The organism is Croceicoccus pelagius, from assembly GCF_001661915.1.
Taxonomy (GTDB): domain Bacteria; phylum Pseudomonadota; class Alphaproteobacteria; order Sphingomonadales; family Sphingomonadaceae; genus Croceicoccus; species Croceicoccus pelagius.
On sequence record NZ_LYWY01000006.1, the window covers coordinates 264,113 to 279,713 of the forward strand.

Consider the following 15,601-nt stretch of genomic DNA (forward strand, 5'->3'; position numbering starts at 1 on the left):
CTATGCGAATATCTGGTCAGGCCGTCGTGACGTCGGCGGCGGCGGGCTCGTCGCCCTCGGTGGTGACTTCGGCCTCGCCCTCGTCGGCAGCGGCGGGAGCAGCTGCTTCTTCCTTGGCGCCGGCGAGTTCACCGCCCTGTTCGAGAACCCATGCTTCGAATTCTTCCTTGGGAAGAGCTTCGACCGCGATCGGCATGTAGCCATGGCGCACGCCGCACAGTTCCGAGCACTGACCGTAATAGACGCCGGGTTCCTTGATGAAGAGCGCCTTCTCGTTCAGGCGACCCGGAACCGCGTCCAGTTTGAACCAGAGCGAGGGGACGGCGAACGAGTGGATCACGTCCATGCCCATCGTCTGGATGCGGATCGGAACGCCGGCGGGGACGACCATGCGATTGTCGACGGCGAGCTGGTGCGGCTCACCGCGGGCCAGCGCCTCTTCCTCGTCCAGCATGTTCGAGATGACTTCGAAGCCGCCGTTGTCGGGATATTCGTAGCCCCAGTACCACTGGTAACCGTTGACCTTGACGGTCAGCGCGTCTTCCGGCGGCGATTCGTACTGCTTGGCGAGCAGGTCGATCGACGGGACGGCAATACCGAGAAGGATGAGAACCGGAACACCGGTCCAGATGACTTCGATCAGCGTGTTGTGGCTGGTCTTTGACGGTGTCGGGTTCTTGCCGCGGCGATAGCGCACCATGACCCAGAGCAGCAGGAGAAGAACGAACAGCGAGATGACCGTGATGAGCGGCATGAGCAGCGCATCGTGCATCCACGAACCGTAGTCGCCGATCGGCGAATACTGGTCCTGGAACCAGATGCCGCCGTCAACCGGCATGCCCTTGCCCGGCGTCGGAGCCATCGGGACGTAACCGCCCGCTGCTGCGGCCGCGGCCTCGGTTGCTTCGGCAACGGGTGCCTCGCCAACAGGTGCCTCGGTGGTCGCTACTGCGGCGAGAGCCGCCTGCGGCAGGAGGGCGAGCGTCGTCGCGGCCCCTGCAATATACTGAACTGTGCGGCGGATTCCCATCACCAGTCTGTCGCCTTCCTGCGTCGTTCCAACTGTATTCCAGCCCCCTTCGCCTGTGCTGCACCGCGCCCGAACGCGATACAAAACACCCCTTGAAGGTCCGCTTGCGAGGGGGCCTATACGCGCGCTTGCGGCCTGTCTCAAGCACCTCTAGGGGATATTTTTGCACTGCGGCGCGGCAGTCGGTCCATCGCACCATTGGCCCAGACCGTCGCAGCGGCATTAGAAAGGCCCAGATCAGCGGCCCAAAGGCCCCGGGAAAGAAACGCATGACCGACGAAGAAGTCCTCTCCGAATTCCGCGCAGCAGGCGCATTGCTCGAAGGGCATTTCCTGCTCTCCTCGGGCCGTCACAGCGCACATTACCTACAGTGCGCGCGCGTTCTGATGAGCCCTGATCGCGCGGGCCGGCTGGCCGTGGCGCTGGCTGCAAAGCTGCCCCGTGACCTTCGGGGAAAAATCGACAAGGTCGTCTCGCCCGCGATGGGCGGCCTCATCATCGGGCATGAAATGGGCCGCGCGCTGAATGTCGATGCCATTTTCGTCGAACGCCCCACCGGCACCTTCGAACTGCGCCGCGGATTCTCGATCGAGCCGGGCGAGAAGGTCCTGATGGTCGAAGACGTCGTAACCACCGGCCTTTCCAGCCGCGAGGCGATCAAGGCGATCGAGGACGAGGGCGGCAAGGTCATCGCGCTTGCCTGTCTCGTCGACCGCACCGGCGGCGAGATCGAGTTCGACGTGCCGTTCCAGCCGCTCGTCTCGCTGACTTTCCCGACTTACGCCGAGGACGAGCTGCCCGAGGAACTGGCCGCGACGCCCGCCGTTAAGCCCGGAAGCCGCAAGGCCGCATAAGGATAAAGAGCAGTGGTGAGCGAAGGCCCCCGACCCGATAGGCTGCGCCTAGGGGTAAACATCGATCACGTCGCCACCATCCGCAATGCGCGCGGCGGCGACCATCCCGATCCCGTGCGCGCGGCGGAAATCGTCGCGGCCGTGGGCGGTGACGGCATTACCGCGCACTTGCGCGAGGATCGCCGCCACATCCGCGACGGCGACCTCGCCCGCATCCAGTCGGCTACCGGCCTGCCGCTGAATCTCGAGATGGCGGCGACGGACGAGATGCTGGAAATAGCTCTCGCCCACGCGCCGCACGCGGCCTGCATCGTCCCCGAAAAGCGCGAGGAGCGCACGACCGAAGGCGGGCTCGACGCAGCAGGCCAGCACAATCGCCTCGCGCCGATATGTGCGCGTCTGGCCGATGCGGGCATTCGCGTGTCGCTGTTCATCGAAGCCGAGGAACGCCAGATCGAAGCCGCGATGAAGCTCGGCGCGCCGGTGGTCGAGTTTCACACCGGCGAATATGCCCACGCGCATCTTGACGGCGACAGCGAACGCACCGCACGCGAGTTGAAGCGCATTACCGACATGGCGGCGCTGGCAGCCAAGAACGGGATCGAACCCCATGCCGGCCACGGTCTGACTTATGAAAACGTCACCCCCATCGCGGCCATCCCGCAACTGGCGGAGCTGAACATCGGGCACTACCTGATCGGTGAGGCTGTTTTCGTCGGGCTGGAGAACGCTGTGCGCCGGATGCGCGAACTGATGGACGAAGCCCGATGATCATCGGCATGGGCTCAGACCTCTGCAATATCGAGCGGATCCAGAACTCGCTGGACCGGTTCGGCGAGCGTTTCGAACTGCGCGTTTTTACCGAGGTCGAACGTGGCAAGGCTGCGCGTCGCCCGCACACCCGCGCAGGTACTTACGCCAAGCGGTTCGCCGCCAAGGAGGCTTTCTCCAAGGCGGTCGGCACCGGGTTCAAGCACGGGGTCTTTATGAAGGACATCGGCGTCGTCAATGCGCCGTCGGGTGCGCCGACGCTGGCGCTTGAAGGCGGCGCGGCGGCGCGGCTGGCCGAGCTCACGCCCCACGGCCACGAAGTCCTCGTCCACCTGACGCTGACCGACGATCACCCCTGGGCCCAAGCCTTCGTAGTGATCGAGGCGCGGCCCCTCTTGCAGGCAGGTTTGAACGATGCCGTTGTTCGGTAAAGGCGAGCCGGTCCGCAAAGCGCCGCAGACGCTGCCTAAGGACAAGGAAGGCCACTCCTGGTTACAGGAGATCATCGGCCTCCTTGTCATGTTGCTGGCCGTGATCGCGTTCCACAGCCTGGTGGCAAAACCGTTCTACATCCCCTCGATCTCGATGATGCCCAACCTGCTGGTCGGCGACCGGCTGATCGTGTCGAAATATCCGTACGGCTATTCGTGGGTCTCGGCGAGCTTTCATGTCCTTCCGCGTGACGATTGGCGCGTGTTCCCCGGAACGCCCGAATATGGCGACATCGTCATCGTTGTGCCGCCTTATGCGACCGATGACTGGATCAAGCGCGTCGTTGCCCTGCCCGGTGACAGGATCGCGGTCGAAAAGGGGCGTATCGTCCTGAACGGTGTTGCCGTCCCGCAGGAAGTCGAACCGCCGGTCGACCTTCCCGTCGATCTCAACGCGCCGTGCGAACCCTACACTTTCCCCTACCTGCGCAAACGGCTGCCTTCGGGTGGCGAAGTCTGCGAACTGCCGCTACGCCGAGAAACGCTGCCCAACGGGGCCAGCTATGTGATCATCGACCACATGGAGAACCAGCCGCTCGACGACATGGCGGAGATCGAGGTTCCCGACGGCCACGTCTTCCTGATGGGCGACAACCGCGATCACAGCGCAGACAGCCGCGAAATGAACCCCGGCAAGGGATTGAACGGTCCCGTCCCCCTCGCCAATATCGGCGGGCGGGCAGAGTTCATCACCTTTTCGCTCGACGGAACAGAGAGTTGGAACCCGCTGACATGGTGGGGAGCCTTGCGCGAAGGGCGCGCGTGGCGCAGTCTGCGGCCCGAGATAAGGGAACGCGGCCCGGCGATCGCGTCCACGCCCGCAAGCGGCGACACTGGGGAGCATGACAGCTGATGGACGTCGACGATCCGCACCCGCAGTCGCACAGCCCGACAACCATTTCCGATCCACAACTGCGCTTCGAGGCGCGAAAGGCGCTGGTCTGGTCGCTGGTCGTCGTACTTGTCGGCACCGCGATTTACATGGCGCAGGCTCTGCTGGTCGTGTTCGGCGGCATGGTCTTTGCCGCGATCATCGACGGCGGCGCGCGCCTTCTGGGCAAGGTCGTCCCGCTAAGCCGCGGGGCGCGCATTTCGATCGTGCTGTTCGTCGGCCTGCTGTTCGCCGCGTGGGTCGCGTTCTTTGCCGGCACCCAGCTTGCCGAACAGGCCGCGCAGTTCCCCTCGATCATCGAGGAACAGGGCGTTCGCGTAATCAACTGGCTCGAGAAACAGGGCTTTGCCATCAACGCCGATTCGATGTCGGGCATCGTGCAGCAGGCGGCAGGCGGCGTCGGGCAGCTGACCCGCGCGGTCGGGGGGCTGATCGGCGGCGTCACCACGCTGCTGCTGATCCTGATTCTCGGCATCTACATTGCGCTGGAACCACGGCTCTACGAACGCGGCGTCGCATGGATGCTGCCCGACAACAGCCGCGAAAGCTTCCTCGAAATGGCGGGCAAGATGGCCCACGCGCTGCGCCGCCTTATGTTCGGCCGGCTTGTCGGCATGGTGTTCGAAGGCCTGCTGACGTGGGCTGCGCTCGCGCTTTACGGGGTGCCTCTGGCGGCCTTGCTGGGCTTGCTGACGGGCCTCTTGGCCTTCATCCCCAACATCGGTGCGGTCATTTCAGGCCTGCTGATGGTTCTGGTCGGCTTTTCTGGCGGGACGGACATGGCGCTCTACTGCCTTGGCGTCTATCTCGTGGTGCAGACCTTCGATGGTTATGTCGTGATACCGATGATCGCGAAGAAGACGGTCGATCTCGCCCCTGCCCTCGTTCTTGCCATGCAGTTGATCCTTGGCATCCTGTTCGGGATCATCGGCCTTGCCCTCGCAGATCCGCTGGTCGCGATGTTCAAGGTCATGCTCGAACACCGCAGTGAACGTGCCGGCAAGGGCACGCCCGATGGCTTCCCCGACGCGGAGACACCCGCCTGATGGTTCGCAAGTTTCTCTATTTCATCGCCTTCTGCATCGTCCTCGTCATCATCGCCGGTTTCATCCTGACGATCTGGTCGAAGGAATTGACTGAACTGGCCTTCACGCCCAAGGGCGACTTCGTGGCGCAGGACCCGCTGACAGGTAACGCCTACGAAGATCCGGCGATGTGGATCAGCCGCCCGGGCAACAGCTCGTCAGACCCTGCGCGCTGGCGGCCCGACAGCCTGCCCAGAACCGAAACACCTGCGCGTTCGGCAGTCTTCTTCGTCCATCCGACCAGCTACCTCGCCCGCGATGCGTGGAACGCGCCACTGGACGACGAGACGGCGAATTCGGGCGCGGAACTGTTCGTGCGCGGGCTTGCCAGCCCGTTCAACCGCTCGGTCGAAATCTGGGCCCCGCGCTATCGCCAGGCTGCGGTCGGAGCATTTCTAGCTTCAGGCGAGAATACGACCAAGGCCTTCGACCTGGCCTACAACGACTTGGCGCAGGCTTTCGATTATTTCGTCGCGACGACGGGGAAGGACGTGCCGATCGTGCTGGCCGGGCACAGTCAGGGCGCGCTGCACCTGAAGCGGATTCTGGCGGAGAAGGTGGCGGGCACCCCGCTCGCCGACCGGGTCGTCGCCGCGTATATTGCCGGCTGGCCGGTATCGATGGAGCGGGATCTGCCTGCCATGGGCCTGCCCGCTTGCGCCACCGACAGCCAGTCGGGCTGTGTGCTGAGCTGGCAGAGCTATGCCGAGCCTGCCGATGCCGAACTGCTGTTCGACGCTTACGAACGCGGGCCGACGCTGGACGGCAAGCCGCTCACGAAGGCCGACACGCTCTGCACCAATCCGATCCTTGGCACCGTGGGCGGTGATGCCCCGGCAAGCGACAACCTTGGCACGCTGGTGCCCAACGGCAACTTCACGGGCGGCGAAATCGTGGTGGGCGCGGTTCCTGCGCGCTGTAGCGAGGACAACCTCCTGCTGATCGGCGACCCGCCGGAAATGGGCAACGCAGTCCTCCCGGGGAACAACTATCACGTTTATGACATCCCGCTGTTCTGGATGAACGTGCGGCAGGACTTCGCCAGGCGCGAGGCCGGCTGGCTGAAGACACATGGCGGCGGGGCGCCTGGCGCTCCGGCCACCGCAGCGGCGCAATGATCCTCGAAAACGCGCGCGAATTCGCCGACCTTCTGCCCGAAGGCGGCGTGCTATTGGGGCTCGACCCCGGCACGAAGACCGTGGGCGTTGCCACGTGCGATGCGGGCTGGCGCTTCGCCACGGCGGGAAAGACGCTGCCGCGCGGCAAGTTCGGGCCGCTGAAGGCTGCGCTGGAAACGCTGGTCGGCGAACGCGACGTGAAGGGCGTGGTGATCGGGCTGCCCAGAAACATGGACGGCACCGAAGGCCCGCGTGCGCAGGCGACACGGGCGCTTGCCCGCAATCTCGATGCAGCTTTCGCGCTGCCGATCCTGTTATGGGATGAACGCCTGTCCACGGTCGGCGCAGAGCGCGCGATGATCGAACAGGACATGAGCCGCGCCAAACGGGCCGAACGCATCGACTCTCACGCGGCAGCCGTCATCCTGCAGGGCGCGCTCGACGCGCTGGTTCAGGACGGGCTGGGATAAAGGTGCGATCCCCCTGCCCGACACTGCGGGCAGGGATCACGCGAGAGAGATTAAGCCTTGGCTTCGTCCTGGGCAGCAATCTGCTTGGTTGCCCAAACCGAAGCTGCAAAGCTGATGCCGACGCCTGCGGCTGCCATTGCTACGATCATGACTGGTCTCCTGGTTGGTCTCTTACTTGCAAGTAACGAGATATGTCAGGAACCTTGCAAAGCCGTTAACGCTGATGAGGGCCAAAACCCCTGCGCCCGCACGGCAATTTCTCAAGACAGTCTAAGAACGACGACCAACCCGTCATGCGCGGTATCTTCAGGTCCCGTGCGGACGGCATCGGCGCGGGCGCGAACCAGTAATGCTTCGGACACGGCAGGATCGTGCGCGACGACATCCGCGCTGCCCAAAAGCCGCGCCTCGCGCAGCGTCAGATCGTCTGGATCGGTGGAGCGCAGAACGATCTCGTGAAGCCCGCTCGGCGCGCTGTCCGCGCTGCTGGCGATCCAACCCGCGACCGCGTCAGGCCCCTGCGCCGCCATGATGTCGAGCGCCCCGCCCTCGTCCAGCGCGGCGTCGAGCGCGCGGCGGCATTCGGCAGGTTTTGCCCAACGCGCCTTCATGGCATCTCTCGCATCGCGCAGAGCCTCGGCCAGTCGGCCCAACCCTTGCGGCAGCAGGCGCTCGATCCTCAGGCGCAGGATCTTGGCCAGCCCCGCCGAAGCCCCGCCCGTGCCCACGGCAATCAGCACGGGATCGCGGTCCACGATCGAAGGCACGGTAAAATCGCAAAGCGCGGGCTTGTCGGTGACGTTGACGAGCAATCCCTTGCATCGCAACCGGATGGCCGCAGCCTCGGCATCACGGTCGTCCTCAATCACGACGAAGCCCAGAACCGCGTGGTGCGCCTCGGGCTCTCCCACGCATTCGCCGCCTGCGCGTTCAACAAGGCGGCGTTTGGCATCGGCAGCCTCGCCCTGCCCCAGCACGACGACCTTACGGCCAGCAATGCGGAAGAAAAGCGGGAGCGACTGCATCAGGCGATCACTTCAGCCAGTCCGGCACCTGCTCGGCCGCGAGGATCGTGGCCGGTTCGATGCGGTTGGCAACGACGGCATACCTGTCGCCGCTCACCAGCACTTCGGGCACAAGCGGGCGCGAGTTGTAGGTGTTCGCCATCGTCGCGCCATAGGCTCCCGCCGTGCGGAACGCGACAAGATCGCCGGTCGTGACGGCATCCATCTCGCGGTTCCTGGCAAAGGTGTCGGAGCTTTCGCAGATCGGTCCGACGACATTCGCGGTCATCGTCTCGCCACTTGGGCGCACAGCGACGCAATCGTGCCAGGCATCGTACATGGCCGGGCGAGCGAGATCGTTCATCGCCGCATCGACGACGACGAAAGGATTGTTCGCCCCGCGCTTCACCCGCACGACCTTGCTGACCAACACGCCCGAATTGCCGGTGATGACGCGGCCCGGTTCGAACATGACGGTAACGTCCCAGTCCTTCGTCACCTCCGCAACCATCGCGGCATAATCGTCAGGGCCGGGAAGCTGCTCTCCCACGCGATAGGGCACGCCAAGCCCGCCGCCCAGATCGAGGTGCGTGATCGTGTGGCCCGCTGCCCGAAGGTCGGCCAGCAGCACGCCCATCTTGGCAAAGGCGGCGCGGCTGGGGTCGAGGTTGGTGATCTGGCTGCCGATGTGTACGGCCAGACCGCGCAGGTTCATGCCCGGCAATGCGGACAGGCGCGCGAAGATGTCCTTGGCGGAGAAATAGGGCACGCCGAACTTGTTGTCGGCCTTGCCAGTACTGATCTTGTCGTGCGTTCCCGCGTCGACGTCGGGGTTTACGCGCAGCGCGGCGGTCGCGGTCAGGCCCTTTTCATGCGCGATGCGGGCAAGTTCGACGCCTTCTTCCTCGCTTTCGAGGTTGAACTGGCCGATGCCGGATTCCAGCGCTTCTGCCATTTCCTCGTCGGTCTTGCCGACACCGGAAAAGACGATGTCCGCGCCCGGAATGCCTGCCGCCAATGCGCGGCGCGCCTCGCCGATGGAGACGACGTCGGCGCCAAAGCCTTCTTCCTTCAGCACGCGCAGCACGGCGAGGTTCGGGTTCGACTTCACCGCGAAAGCGAAGTGCGTTTTGGGCAGAATCGAAAGCGCCTCGCGGAACACGCGGGCGTGTCGGCGCAGGGTCGCCTCGGAATAGACATAGACGGGCGTGCCCACGGCCTCGGCGATCGCCGGCAAGGCCACGTCCTCGGCGTGGAGAACGCCGTTCTTCACCTGGAAATGGTCCATCTCAGCCCTCCGGCGGCAAGTCGAAGGGGTCCTGCTCCCGCTCTTCCGAACGGGTGCGCAGTTCCACGCTGCGTTCGGGCGCGGCCTGTGCCGGACGTTCCAGCAGATCGTCGGCATCGGGCTGCGTATCCGCGCCATAGGGCGTGGGCGGCAGCGAGGCGCCTTCCACGGGGCGCAGATCGGTTTCGCGCGCGCAGCCCGAAAGGGCCAGAACTGCCAGCGCGCTGCCGATCACGGCGTTACGGATGTTCATGAGCCCTGCTCCCCAAGTTCGTTCAGGCCCAGAACCTGCTTTGCCTCGACCACGCGCTTCGTCACTTCGGACGGCGCGGTTCCGCCATGGCTACACCGCGCGGCGACCGATGCCTCTACCGAGAGCGCATCGTACACGTGCTCGTCGATCCGCGCATCGATGGCTTTCAATTCGGCAAGCGAAAGCTGGTCCAGTGCCACGCCCTTGCTTTCCGCAAGCTTGACCGCAGCGCCGGTGATGTGATGCGCCTCGCGGAAAGGAATGTCCGCCTGACGCACCAGCCAGTCGGCAAGGTCGGTCGCGGTGGCATAGCCGAGTTCGGCGGCCTGACGCATCCGGTCCGTCCTGAACGTCGCGTCGGCGACCATGCCCGTCATCGCCGCGATCGACAGGGCCAGCAGCGAGGCGGCTTCGAACACCGGCGGTTTGTCGTCCTGCATGTCCTTCGAATAGGCGAGCGGCAGACCCTTCATCGTGACCATCAGGCTGGTCAGGCAACCGACGATCCGCCCTGCATGTCCTCGCACCAGTTCGGCAGCGTCGGGGTTCTTCTTCTGCGGCATGATCGAGCTGCCGGTCGACAGCGTGTCGGGCATCCGCACGAAGCCGAAGGGCTGGCTGGCCCAGATGATCATTTCCTCGGCGAGACGCGACAGGTGGAGCGAGCACTGCGCAGCCGCCTGCAGGTAATCGAGTGCAAAATCGCGGTCCGACACGGCATCGAGGCTGTTGTCGGTCGGCTTGTCGAAACCCAGCGCATCCGCGGTGCTGTCACGGTCCAGCGGGAAGCCGGTTCCGGCCAGCGCAGCGCTGCCAAGCGGGCATTCGTTCATGCGCGCGCGGGCATCGGCAAAACGGGACCGATCCCGGCGGAACATCTCGTAATAGGCCATCAGGTGGTGGCCCAGCGTCACCGGCTGCGCGGTCTGAAGGTGCGTAAAGCCGGGCATGATGCTGTCGGCATTTTCGCCCGCCCGCGTCACCAGCGCCATCTGGAGTTGCAGCAGCCCCGCCTCGGCCTGGTCCATCGCATCGCGCACCCACAGGCGGAAGTCGGTCGCCACCTGGTCGTTGCGACTGCGCGCCGTATGGAGCCGTCCGGCAGCCGCGCCGATCAGCTGGGTCAGGCGGTCCTCGGTCACCATGTGGATGTCTTCGAGGTCCCAGTTTTCCGGCACGCCGTTCGCTTCGTATTCGGCCGCAACCTGATCCAGGCCGCCCGAAATAAGCTTCATGTCGTCTGCCGACACGATCCCCTGCTTGCCCAGCATCGAGACGTGCGCCTTGCTGGCGGCGATGTCCTGTCGCCACATGGCCTTGTCGAAGGGGATGGACGCGTTTATCTCGCGCATGATCGCGGACGGCCCCTCGGCGAAGCGTCCGCCCCACATCTGGTTTGCCTGACCGCCGCCTTCACCGGAGCCCGAATTGCCCGTCATCGAAATAAGCCCGCCCTTCAAGTTTCTCGCCGGAATCGCGCTGGCTTGCGCCGTACCGGCAATCGCCGCGTGCGATAGGCAAACCGACGCTCCGGAGCAACCTGAAGCATCGGCCAGCAGTGACGCCAACGCTACGGAAAGTGGCGATGACGAGTTCAACGGCACGCTGGACATTTCCACCCGCGGTCAGGAAATGCCGGATTTCGTCATCACCTTGCCTAATGGAACGTCGAAGAAATTGAGCGATTTCAAGGGCAAACCGCTGCTCGTCAACCTCTGGGCAACGTGGTGCGGGCCTTGCGTACTGGAAATGCCGATGCTGGACGAACTGGCTGGCCGCTATCCGGAAAAGTTGAAAGTCATCGTCGTGTCGCAGGACATGGGCGGGGCCGAAACGGTCGAACCGTGGTTCGCGGAGAAGGATTTCGCCAATCTGGAGCCGTGGATGGACCCGAACAACGACCTCGGCTTTTCGTATAATACCGGCATGTTGCCCATGACCGTGCTTTACGATGCCGACGGCAAGGAAGTCTGGCGCATGATCGGCGGCCACGACTGGTCCGGCGCGCGGACCGAGGCGATGCTGGCCGATACGATCTCCTAAGGGGAATCGAGCTCGTAAGAGGAATCGAGCTCGTAAAGGAAATCGGGTCCGTAAAGGGGATCAGGCCCCGGCGGGCGGCAGGGCTGCGTCTAGTTGCTTGGCGATCAGCACGGCTTGGGTACGATTGACCACGCCCAGCCGGCGGAAGATCGCTGTCATGTGCGCTTTCACCGTCGCTTCGGAAATGTCCATTTCGTGGGCGATCTGCTTGTTGAGCTTGCCTTCGGACACCAGCGTCAGGATGCGCCGCTGTGCCGGGGTCAGACGGGCCAGCTTCTCGAGGTTGCTGGCATCCTGCTTGGTCACCTCGCCTTCTTCGGGGAACCAGTAGTCCCCTTCGGCAACGGCGGTCAGCGCCTCTCGCATCAAGGGAAGCGGCGCGCTTTTCGGGATGAACGCGGCCGCGCCCAGTTCGCGGGCACCGCGCCTGACCTTGGCGTCCTCGCTCGCCGACACGACGACGACGGGGATCGCGGGAAAGTCCTGCCTGAACGCCATCAGCGTCTGCAGTCCGGCGCTGTCCGCCATGTGCAGGTCCAGCGTCAGAAGCTCGACCCCACCCTTCCCGGCCTCGACACGGGCAGAGGCGGCGTCGGCCACCTCCACCACGTCGCGGCCCGGCCACGATTGTTCGACACATCCACGCACTGCTGCGCGCAGCAGCGGATGGTCATCGGCGATTACTATGCGCCCGGTCATCGGCATCCCCACCCTTGTCACGGCCCTCCCACTGGGCCGGGACCTTAGCGGTTCAGACGGCCTTCGATAAGCCCGTCAACCAACGAAGGGTCGGCAAGCGTCGAAGTATCGCCCAGCGAGCCGAAATCGTTCTCGGCGATCTTTCGCAGGATGCGGCGCATGATCTTGCCCGAACGCGTCTTGGGCAGGCCCGGCGTGAACTGGATATGGTCGGGCGATGCGATCGGGCCGATCTCGGTACGGACCCAGTTGCGCAGCGCCTTGGCCAGTTCGTCATCAGGTTCAACGCCCGCATTCAGGGTAACATAACAGTAGATGCCCTGCCCCTTGATGTCGTGGGGAAAACCGACGACCGCCGATTCGGCGACGAGTTCGTGGAGGACGAGCGCGGATTCCACTTCGGCCGTACCCATGCGGTGGCCCGACACGTTGATGACGTCGTCGACGCGGCCCGTGATCCAGTAATAGTCGTCCTCGTCGCGGCGGCAGCCGTCGCCGGTGAAATACTTGCCCCTGTAATTGGCGAAATAAGTCTGAACGAACCGGTCGTGATCGCCATAGACGGTGCGCGCCTGGCCGGGCCAGCTGCGCGTGATGCACAGGTTGCCCTCGGTCGCGCCTTCCAGCACGGCACCGTCATTGTCGACCAGCTGCGGGCAGACGCCGAAGAACGGCTTGCCCGCGCTGCCCGGCTTCATCGCGTGCGCGCCGGGAAGCGTGGTGATCATGTGGCCGCCGGTTTCGGTCTGCCACCATGTATCGACGATCGGGCAATTATTGTGGCCCACGTGCTCGTAATACCAGCGCCATGCCTCGGGGTTGATCGGCTCGCCCACCGTGCCAAGCAAGCGCAGCGAGGACAGGTCGTGCTTCTTCACGTGGGCATCGCCTTCGCGCATCAGGGCGCGGATCGCGGTGGGCGCTGTGTAGAAGATGTTGACCTTGTGCTTGTCGCAAACCGCCCAGAACCGGTCATGGTCGGGATAGTTGGGCACGCCTTCGAACATCAAAGCGGTCGCGCCGGCCTGAAGTGGGCCATAGACGATGTAGCTATGGCCCGTGACCCAGCCGATGTCGGCGGTGCACCAGTAAACCTCGCCGGGGCGATAGTCGAAGGTGTAGCGGAAGGTGGTTTCGGTCCACACGGCATAGCCGCCAGTGGTGTGGACGACGCCCTTGGGACTGCCGGTCGAACCCGAGGTGTAGAGGATGAACAGCGGATCTTCCGCGTTCATCGCTTCGGGCGCGCATTCGGTGTCCACGCCTTCTGAGTATTCGTGATACCAGTGATCGCGGCCTTCGGTCATGTTCACGTTGCCACCGGTGTGCTGGACGACCAGCACCGACTTGACCGAAACTTTCTTCAGCGCCTCGTCGACGTTGCCTTTCAGCGGCACGCGCTTCGATCCGCGCAGACCTTCATCGGCGCAGATCACGTAGTCGGACTTGCAGTCCTCGATACGGCCCGCGATGGCATCGGGCGAGAAGCCGCCGAAGACGACCGAATGGACCGCGCCGATACGCGCACAGGCCAGCATGGCGACCGCGCCTTCGGGGATCATCGGCATGTAGATCGTGACGCGGTCACCCTTCTTCACGCCCATCTTCTTGAGCGTGTTGGCCATCTTGATGACGTCGGCCAGAAGCGCAGCATAAGTGATCTTGCGATCGGGGGTGTCGGGGCTGTCGGGTTCGAAGATCAGCGCGACCGTATCACCCTTGCCCGCGGCGACATGGCGGTCGAGCGCATTGGCGCATATATTCAGCTTGCCGTCGGTGAACCACTTGATGTTCACCGGATCGAACGACCAGTCGGTGACCTTGGTGGGCTTTTCGATCCAGTCGAGACGCTCTGCCTGCTCCATCCAGAAACCGTCGGGATCGTCGACGGAACGCGCGTACATCTCGTTGTACTGCTCAAGCGTGCACGAAGTCCCTTCCTTCGCACTTGCCGGAACGGGCACGATGTCGCCCTGGCGTTCGATGGTTTCCTGCATGGCACTCCCCCGAGGTCTGGTGTTGTCCGCATTTCGCTGCAACCGCGAAAAGTCACGCATTTCCTAGCGTCTTGCAGCCTGTTTTGCTTCTCGACCTTAGTCTTATAGACGTATTGCCGATAGAGGCACGCACCCGAAACTGCGACTTTGCGCCCCACATCCACGACAGATGGGGAGGGGAGTACCTGATGTACAAGAATACGTCCGGCAAAGTATTGCGTCGTTCCATTGCAGCGGGCCTTCTGGCCGCCACCGCGATGGCCCCGGCAGCAGCCCATGCACAAAGCTCGGTAGAGGATCGTCTCGACAAGCTAGAGGCCATGATCATGGCGCTTGAGGCGCGGATGGACGCACAGCAGAGCGCACCCGCCGATCCGCAGACACAGGCCGCGGTCACCGAGATGCGCGCCGCGGTTGCCGAAACGCGTGCGGTCGCGGCGAAACAGGGCGAACTTGAAACCCGTGTCGCCGCGGTAGAGACCTCGGACAAGTCGGGCTTCCACATCGGCGATACGAAGGTCACGCTCGGCGGCTATGTAAAGATGGACGCGATCACCGCGCGCACCAGCGCAGGCCAGCTTGGCGGCGACACGTTCCTTCGCGACTTCCTGGTCCCCAGCACCGTGCCCGTGGGCACCGGCGCCGGTTCGGGCTGGGATACCGACTTCAGCGCCCGCCAGACCCGCTTCGCCATCAAGACCGCGACGCCGGTTGGCGGCAAGACGCTGGGCACGACCATGGAAATGGACTTCATGGTCACCAGCGGCGGCGACGAGCGTATCACCAATTCCTACACGCCGCGTCTGCGCCATGCCTTCGTAACTTACGACGGTTGGACCATCGGCCAGACCTGGGGCACGTTCTTCAACGTGGGCGCCCTGCCCGACACGCTGGACTTCATCGGCACGACGCCGGGCACCGTCTTCGTCCGTCAGCCGCTCGTCCGCTATACCACGAAGAGCGGGCTTTCCATCGCGGTCGAACAGCCCGAAACGACTGTCACGACCGCAACTGGTGGCCGCGTGACGCCGGGCGACGATGCCCTGCCCGATGTCGTGCTGCGCTTCGACAAGAAGGCCGGCAAGAGCGCGTTCTCGATCGCCGCGATCGGTCGCCAGCTAAAGGTCGCGAATGACGACTTCGGTCTCGGCAGCGACAGTACGCTGGGTTACGGCGTTTCGGTGTCAGGCACGATCGGGGTCGGCGCGAAGGACGACTTCCGCTTCATGGTCAACGCGGGCGAAGGTCTGGGCCGATACATCGGTCTCAACATCGTCAACGATGCCGCGATCGATCCGGTTACCGGCGATCTCGATGCCATTGCCAGCTACTCGGGCTTTGCCGCCTACCGCCATGTCTGGAGCGACAAGCTGCGCTCCACCATCGCGGGCAGCTATTTCAAGGCGGACAACCCGGTCGCGCTGACGTCGGCGTCGCCGACCGACACGGTCTGGAACGCGCTTGCGAACGTGATCTACACGCCCGTCCCGAAACTCGATCTGGGCGTGGAGTACATGTACGTCGAACGCGAGAACGAGGCGGGTCTCGACGGCAATCTGCAGAAGGTGCAGGTTTCCGCCAAGTACAGCTTCTAGGGCACTTTGGA

At 64.2% G+C, this 15,601-nt stretch carries 16 protein-coding genes; 9 read left to right on the plus strand and 7 right to left on the minus strand.

Going from position 1 to position 15,601, the window contains the following annotated elements:
* Nucleotides 1-16: 16 nt before the first annotated feature.
* On the minus strand, nt 17-1,030 hold the full coding sequence (gene coxB / locus A9D15_RS01625) for a cytochrome c oxidase subunit II (protein WP_066761127.1): 1,014 nt from the start codon (nt 1,028-1,030) through the stop codon (nt 17-19).
* A gap of 269 nt (nt 1,031-1,299) precedes the next feature.
* Between coxB and pyrE the strand changes: the two genes are divergently transcribed.
* From pyrE to ruvX, 7 genes are read left to right on the plus strand one after another with little or no spacing between them, the layout of a single operon-like run.
* On the plus strand, nt 1,300-1,884 hold the full coding sequence (gene pyrE / locus A9D15_RS01630; protein WP_066761129.1) for an orotate phosphoribosyltransferase: 585 nt from the start codon (nt 1,300-1,302) through the stop codon (nt 1,882-1,884).
* 15 nt (nt 1,885-1,899) lie between these two features.
* Nucleotides 1,900-2,655 carry a pyridoxine 5'-phosphate synthase gene (locus A9D15_RS01635; RefSeq protein ID WP_066761271.1) on the plus strand — a complete coding sequence of 252 codons (756 nt, stop codon included), beginning with the start codon at nt 1,900-1,902 and terminating at the stop codon, nt 2,653-2,655.
* Nucleotides 2,652-3,086 carry a holo-ACP synthase gene (gene acpS, locus A9D15_RS01640; RefSeq protein ID WP_066761131.1) on the plus strand — a complete coding sequence of 145 codons (435 nt, stop codon included), beginning with the start codon at nt 2,652-2,654 and terminating at the stop codon, nt 3,084-3,086. Before A9D15_RS01635 ends, acpS begins: the two co-directional genes overlap by 4 nt.
* Complete coding sequence (gene lepB / locus A9D15_RS01645) at nt 3,070-3,999, plus strand: signal peptidase I (RefSeq protein WP_066761133.1); 930 nt, start codon at nt 3,070-3,072, stop codon at nt 3,997-3,999. The genes acpS and lepB overlap by 17 nt, the downstream gene beginning before the upstream one ends.
* Nucleotides 3,999-5,084: an AI-2E family transporter gene (locus A9D15_RS01650; RefSeq protein ID WP_066761134.1), complete on the plus strand. Its 1,086-nt coding sequence runs from the start codon at nt 3,999-4,001 to the stop codon at nt 5,082-5,084. The genes lepB and A9D15_RS01650 overlap by 1 nt, the downstream gene beginning before the upstream one ends.
* Nucleotides 5,084-6,241: a DUF3089 domain-containing protein gene (locus A9D15_RS01655; RefSeq protein WP_066761135.1), complete on the plus strand. Its 1,158-nt coding sequence runs from the start codon at nt 5,084-5,086 to the stop codon at nt 6,239-6,241. Before A9D15_RS01650 ends, A9D15_RS01655 begins: the two co-directional genes overlap by 1 nt.
* A complete protein-coding gene (ruvX, locus tag A9D15_RS01660) occupies nt 6,238-6,711 on the plus strand; it encodes a Holliday junction resolvase RuvX (protein WP_066761136.1) in 474 nt (157 codons plus the stop codon). The genes A9D15_RS01655 and ruvX overlap by 4 nt, the downstream gene beginning before the upstream one ends.
* Nucleotides 6,712-6,971: 260 nt before the next feature.
* Here ruvX and A9D15_RS01665 read toward each other — a convergent pair whose 3' ends face one another.
* Genes A9D15_RS01665 through argH form a run of 4 tightly spaced genes read right to left on the minus strand, consistent with a single transcriptional unit; the run spans nt 6,972 to nt 10,647 of the window.
* Nucleotides 6,972-7,736, minus strand: a complete 765-nt coding sequence (locus A9D15_RS01665; protein ID WP_066761137.1) for a precorrin-2 dehydrogenase/sirohydrochlorin ferrochelatase family protein — start codon at nt 7,734-7,736, stop codon at nt 6,972-6,974.
* A gap of 7 nt (nt 7,737-7,743) precedes the next feature.
* Nucleotides 7,744-9,003, minus strand: coding sequence for a diaminopimelate decarboxylase (lysA, locus tag A9D15_RS01670; protein WP_066761139.1), 1,260 nt, complete (start codon nt 9,001-9,003; stop codon nt 7,744-7,746).
* 1 nt (nt 9,004) lies between these two features.
* Nucleotides 9,005-9,256 carry a hypothetical protein gene (locus tag A9D15_RS01675; protein ID WP_066761140.1) on the minus strand — a complete coding sequence of 84 codons (252 nt, stop codon included), beginning with the start codon at nt 9,254-9,256 and terminating at the stop codon, nt 9,005-9,007.
* Nucleotides 9,253-10,647 carry an argininosuccinate lyase gene (gene argH / locus A9D15_RS01680; protein ID WP_066761141.1) on the minus strand — a complete coding sequence of 465 codons (1,395 nt, stop codon included), beginning with the start codon at nt 10,645-10,647 and terminating at the stop codon, nt 9,253-9,255. The genes A9D15_RS01675 and argH overlap by 4 nt, the downstream gene beginning before the upstream one ends.
* A gap of 37 nt (nt 10,648-10,684) precedes the next feature.
* Here argH and A9D15_RS01685 point away from each other — a divergent pair, with 37 nt between their 5' ends.
* Nucleotides 10,685-11,299, plus strand: a complete 615-nt coding sequence (locus A9D15_RS01685) for a TlpA family protein disulfide reductase (RefSeq protein WP_229660353.1) — start codon at nt 10,685-10,687, stop codon at nt 11,297-11,299.
* 60 nt (nt 11,300-11,359) lie between these two features.
* Here A9D15_RS01685 and A9D15_RS01690 read toward each other — a convergent pair whose 3' ends face one another.
* Nucleotides 11,360-11,998, minus strand: a complete 639-nt coding sequence (locus tag A9D15_RS01690; protein ID WP_082924179.1) for a LuxR C-terminal-related transcriptional regulator — start codon at nt 11,996-11,998, stop codon at nt 11,360-11,362.
* A gap of 44 nt (nt 11,999-12,042) precedes the next feature.
* A complete protein-coding gene (acs, locus tag A9D15_RS01695; RefSeq protein WP_066761143.1) occupies nt 12,043-13,995 on the minus strand; it encodes an acetate--CoA ligase in 1,953 nt (650 codons plus the stop codon).
* 188 nt (nt 13,996-14,183) lie between these two features.
* On the opposite strand from acs, the gene A9D15_RS01700 reads away from it, so the two are divergent.
* Entirely contained in the window at nt 14,184-15,590 is a 1,407-nt protein-coding gene (locus tag A9D15_RS01700) for a DcaP family trimeric outer membrane transporter (protein WP_066761145.1), read from the plus strand.
* Nucleotides 15,591-15,601 lie beyond the last annotated feature (11 nt).

Bases quoted from the DNA above. Each gene is read 5' to 3' on its own strand.
- coxB (WP_066761127.1), bottom strand. From the start codon at position 1,030: ATGGGAATCCGCCGCACAGTTCAGTATATTGCAGGGGCCGCGACGACG.
- pyrE (WP_066761129.1), top strand. From the start codon at position 1,300: ATGACCGACGAAGAAGTCCTCTCCGAATTCCGCGCAGCAGGCGCATTG.
- acpS (WP_066761131.1), top strand. From the start codon at position 2,652: ATGATCATCGGCATGGGCTCAGACCTCTGCAATATCGAGCGGATCCAG.
- lepB (WP_066761133.1), top strand. From the start codon at position 3,070: ATGCCGTTGTTCGGTAAAGGCGAGCCGGTCCGCAAAGCGCCGCAGACG.
- A9D15_RS01650 (WP_066761134.1), top strand. From the start codon at position 3,999: ATGGACGTCGACGATCCGCACCCGCAGTCGCACAGCCCGACAACCATT.
- A9D15_RS01655 (WP_066761135.1), top strand. From the start codon at position 5,084: ATGGTTCGCAAGTTTCTCTATTTCATCGCCTTCTGCATCGTCCTCGTC.
- ruvX (WP_066761136.1), top strand. From the start codon at position 6,238: ATGATCCTCGAAAACGCGCGCGAATTCGCCGACCTTCTGCCCGAAGGC.
- A9D15_RS01665 (WP_066761137.1), bottom strand. From the start codon at position 7,736: ATGCAGTCGCTCCCGCTTTTCTTCCGCATTGCTGGCCGTAAGGTCGTC.
- lysA (WP_066761139.1), bottom strand. From the start codon at position 9,003: ATGGACCATTTCCAGGTGAAGAACGGCGTTCTCCACGCCGAGGACGTG.
- A9D15_RS01675 (WP_066761140.1), bottom strand. From the start codon at position 9,256: ATGAACATCCGTAACGCCGTGATCGGCAGCGCGCTGGCAGTTCTGGCC.
- argH (WP_066761141.1), bottom strand. From the start codon at position 10,647: ATGTGGGGCGGACGCTTCGCCGAGGGGCCGTCCGCGATCATGCGCGAG.
- A9D15_RS01690 (WP_082924179.1), bottom strand. From the start codon at position 11,998: ATGACCGGGCGCATAGTAATCGCCGATGACCATCCGCTGCTGCGCGCA.
- acs (WP_066761143.1), bottom strand. From the start codon at position 13,995: ATGCAGGAAACCATCGAACGCCAGGGCGACATCGTGCCCGTTCCGGCA.
- A9D15_RS01700 (WP_066761145.1), top strand. From the start codon at position 14,184: ATGTACAAGAATACGTCCGGCAAAGTATTGCGTCGTTCCATTGCAGCG.